This window comes from Prevotella sp. C561, assembly GCF_000224595.1.
Lineage (GTDB): Bacteria > Bacteroidota > Bacteroidia > Bacteroidales > Bacteroidaceae > Prevotella > Prevotella jejuni.
The window spans coordinates 123,589-127,582 of sequence record NZ_JH114143.1 but is presented as its reverse complement, the minus strand read 5'-3'; the positions used below and the strand labels follow the sequence as shown (position 1 = coordinate 127,582).

The following is a 3,994-nucleotide window of genomic DNA, read 5'->3' as shown; positions in this document are numbered from 1 at the left end:
AACGATTGCCTGGCTTTCTTGCGCCTTGTTTGTACTGCATTTGCTTGGGCAGTTTCCCAATTATAGTGTCTTCGGACTCCGCTATTACGTCTTATTTCACGAGACACTGTACTTGCACTTACATTTATCGCCTTGGCAATATCTTTTTGTTTCGTTCTATTTTGGAGTAGCACAGAAATTGTGTACCTTTGCTCCGAGGTTAATTGTTTGTACATTGCAATGCAAAATTAATTAATCTTTGGGAGACAGAGGTCTCCCTTTCTTATTTTTATGCATTGCTTGTTGATTTTCTTCTCATGGGGGCTTCTCGCCCCCAAACCCCTCGGTGTTTTCAGGTATAGATTATTAAGCTACACCAGCACTTGGGATTGCAGTTCTATGTTGAACTTGCGCTCTTTCTTCCCAGATGAGTTGTCCGGCAGAAGGCGGCTGTATTACAGCTAAAGCAACATTCTGGGAGGCATGGGGAAAACAAACATTAACAAATCTGGGGCATGTATCCAATTTTGCCTTTGGATATCTTGTTGGTCGAGGATGCTCGGAAATGGTACTCCAGTCAGGAGCTGCTGCTGCAGAAGCTTCTACCCTAACAGAAGCTGTGGGTAATTTTGGCAAGGAATTTGGCTCTCAGTTTGCTTCAGCTGCAAAATCCAATTTTGCTCAGTACTTTAAGGGATGGAAAAAAGCTGGATTATTCTGCCGTCTCATGAAAGGACTCGGCCTTTCTGGTGCGATTATGGAACAAGTTGATATTTGGACTGATGAGGACAAGGCCATTTGGGAAAAGATACTATCAAGTGGTATAGCACTTATCCTTGATTTCATTGCTGGAAAAGGTGCTACAACAGTCTGTTTCCCTGCAGGTACAAAGGTTCATACGCAGTGGGGACTTGCCGACATAGAGAAACTGGAAGTTGGCGTACCTGTGCTCACATACAATGAGGAAACGGGTGAGAAGGAATATAAGAAGGTAAAAAAGTCATGCGTCGTATGACACGTCGTATGTGTGCCTTGGAACTTTCTAATGGTACGACAATTGAAGTAACACCCGAACACCGCTTCTTCAGTAATGGCGAATGGACTCCAATTGAAGAACTTAATGTTAATGACACTCTTCAACTGAAAGATAATTCTATCGTTGTCATTGACAATAAGATAATTTTTCCTACCTTTGTCGAGGTCTATAATCTGGAGATAGAAGACAATGAGAACTATTATGTCACAGAAGAGGGAGTGCTGGTGCATAATGGGTGTAATAACAAGGCCACAGTGAAAGAGGTAGATGCTGATACACACAAAGTAGAAGTTACAATTAGCAAGTCAAATTATCCAGAAACAAGTCAACATATTGAAGATGCTATAGCATCGGGCAAACCTGACATCGTAACAATTGCAAGAGATAAAGCTAAACAGAATAGAGCTAAATCATTGCGAGGAGTTAAAACTAAGCCGAAACTTGACAGAGATGAATGGCCTATGGCTATGTTTAAGGAAGGAGGAAAAAACGCTGACATTAGACATATTGGTGCATCTGATAACCGAGGTGCTGGCAGTGCCATTGGAAATGCTCTGAAAGATTATCCTAATGGTACAAAAGTAAAAATAATAATTAAAAATAAATATAGATAACTATGATTAAAGAAAACATCTTGGTTTCTCATAATCAAATTATAATTCGATCTATCCCTTTTGATGAAGATATACAAAAGTGGAATGAAGAAAGTCTTGAAAAAGGAATAATTTGGAATAAGAATTATGTAGTTCTAGACCCTTTAGTTGATGACTCTTTTGGCTGCTGGTTTCTTATTGATAAGAAAGAAGAGTTATTACCCAGTGAAACATCTATTAGGTCAGCTATTATTCCTTTTGAGATAACTAATGAAACAGACTTCAGTATCAATACTGTATCTGAGTCTGTAAAATTATATAAAGATCCAGCAATAACCATAGAAGAGGAACAGAGTAAAGGAATTTATTTCCCTTTGAACACATTACAATCATATCGCTTTGAAGAAGGTAGTTATTGTATGTTGTTTGAGATTTGTATGGGCAAGCCAACGGATGAAATAGAAGAAGATGAGGTCTATTATAGATTTATCTTTAAAAAAGAAGCACGCCCTGTATTTAAAGTTTTGAAAGATGACCCATACGGCTGGGACACTCACTTTTCATTGTAAAACTTTTGTTGTTCTTGACTTCCTTTTTATAAAGTAAGATGATTAGACATTGCAGATCGCTCTGCAAAACAAGGAGTTGAAGTGAAATCTGGCAAATACTTCTCTTCAGGCAAAAATATTGCTTATGAAGTAGAGAGAGATGCTGCTCTTGTTAATCGTGGATGGTCAATAGAATGGCATATCGATGGTAAGGCTCTTTTCCGTTATACAACAAAGGGGGCGCTGAAGGATATCGTTGATTCACGTGGTGAGACTCTCTATGTAAATACTGATTGTCAAGGACGTGTAGAGAAAATTTTCAGACGAGCGAATAGCAAGGACATTCCTCTTGTGGGCTACCACTATGATTCATCAGGTAATATGATCTCCACGGAGGATTCTTTTGGTACGAGGAAATTCTTTTATTATGTCGGTCACCAGCTGGTGAAGCTCACCAACCAGTCAGGTATGAGCTTTCACTGGGAATACGACGGTGAAGGGGAAGCCTCACGTTGTATTCATACTTGGGGTGACGACGGCGTAATGGAATACCATATTGAGTATGGTGATGGCTTTACACGGACTACTAATGGACTGGGGCACACAACGGAATACTACTATCACGACAATAAGCTGATTTACAAGATAGTAGACGCCAACGGCGGTATTACTCGCCAGCATTACAATGAGTTCAAGGAGTTGGATGTCATAGTGAATCCCGAAGGCTACAGCCGCCGTACTGTATTCAACAACTTCGGCCTTCCTGTGGAGATAACGGATGAGAACGGAGCGAAGACAAGACTTGCCTACGACGGACGTCGAAACCTTACGTCCGTTATTACCAGTACTGGGCGTAGAACGTCATGGGAATATGATGAGTATGATCGTGTGATTAAACGTACACTGCCAGACGGTAACAGTTTTAGTTATACCTATGAGGGAGGTGCACTGAAGACCATCACTGACATGGAGGGGCGCATCTACACGTTGAAATTCAATAGTCGGCAGGAACTCCTGCAGCTTGTCTTCCCAAATGGCATTCACCGTACATGGGAATATGATGAGCGTGGAAGACTTGTCAAGGCTACGGATGTCAAAGGTAATGTTACATCCTACAACTATGATGATGCTGACAATCTGATACGCCTGCATGAACCAGATGGCAATGTGCACGAGTTCTCCTATGATACATCGGGCAACCTTATCGTAGCTTCTGATCGGCTGCGCAAGGTGGAGTTCGAGTATGGGCCACTGGGAACGCTCATCGGTAGGCGTCAGCTCGACCATCATGTGCGATTCCGTTATGACGGTGAGCTGCAGCTGCGTGAGATTATCAACGAGGGCGGAGAATGTTATTCCTTCCGTCTTGACGGACTCGGTCGTGTCGTGGAGGAGACTGGCTTTGACGGCCTGCAGCGAAAGTACCTTCGTGATGGTGCTGGCAGGGTGATACGGGTTGTACGTCCCGAGGGAAGACAGACAGAATATGAGTATGATGGTGTGGGCAATATTCTGCAGGAAACACAGCATGATGGTCGAACAAGCCGCTTTGCCTATGACGAGGATGGGCGGCTACTGCGTGCTGAGAACAAGGAAATAAAAGTAGCCTTCAAGCACGACCTTGGAGGGCGGATAGTGAAAGAGACACAGGGCGGGCACTGCATCATGCGCAAGTATGACCGTACAGGACGCCACGTGCACACCGAGAGCAGTCTTGGTGCAAGTATTGACTATTCCCACGATAAGGATGGCAATCTCAGTGAGATGAACAGCGGAGGATGGTCAGCCAGATGGCAGCGTGACAGGGTAGGACTGGAGACGGAGCGTGAACTTACAGG

The 3,994-nt window shown here is 43.0% G+C and carries 4 protein-coding genes and 1 pseudogene; 4 read left to right on the top strand and 1 reads right to left on the bottom strand.

Translation table 11 applies throughout. The features are described from left to right. A partial coding sequence (locus HMPREF0666_RS17985; RefSeq protein ID WP_009011492.1) for a helix-turn-helix domain-containing protein occupies positions 1-215 on the bottom strand: 215 nt, incomplete at its 3' end. 191 nt (positions 216-406) lie between these two features. Here HMPREF0666_RS17985 and HMPREF0666_RS06095 point away from each other — a divergent pair. The 4 genes and pseudogenes from HMPREF0666_RS06095 to HMPREF0666_RS06080 form a co-directional block, all read left to right on the top strand. After that, positions 407-994, top strand: a complete 588-nt coding sequence (locus HMPREF0666_RS06095; RefSeq protein ID WP_009011491.1) for a hypothetical protein — start codon at positions 407-409, stop codon at positions 992-994. Further along, positions 991-1,629, top strand: a complete 639-nt coding sequence (locus tag HMPREF0666_RS16105; RefSeq protein ID WP_198010538.1) for a NucA/NucB deoxyribonuclease domain-containing protein — start codon at positions 991-993, stop codon at positions 1,627-1,629. Before HMPREF0666_RS06095 ends, HMPREF0666_RS16105 begins: the two co-directional genes overlap by 4 nt. 2 nt (positions 1,630-1,631) lie before the next feature. Beyond that, positions 1,632-2,177, top strand: coding sequence for a competence protein ComJ (comJ, locus tag HMPREF0666_RS06085; protein WP_009011489.1), 546 nt, complete (start codon positions 1,632-1,634; stop codon positions 2,175-2,177). A gap of 81 nt (positions 2,178-2,258) precedes the next feature. Then, positions 2,259-3,994: pseudogene (locus tag HMPREF0666_RS06080) on the top strand (RHS repeat protein); the annotation flags it as partial.

Excerpts from the sequence above, each read along its gene's own strand:
- HMPREF0666_RS16105 (WP_198010538.1), top strand. The coding sequence starts at position 991 with ATGACACGTCGTATGTGTGCCTTGGAACTTTCTAATGGTACGACAATT.
- HMPREF0666_RS06095 (WP_009011491.1), top strand. The coding sequence starts at position 407 with ATGAGTTGTCCGGCAGAAGGCGGCTGTATTACAGCTAAAGCAACATTC.
- comJ (WP_009011489.1), top strand. The coding sequence starts at position 1,632 with ATGATTAAAGAAAACATCTTGGTTTCTCATAATCAAATTATAATTCGA.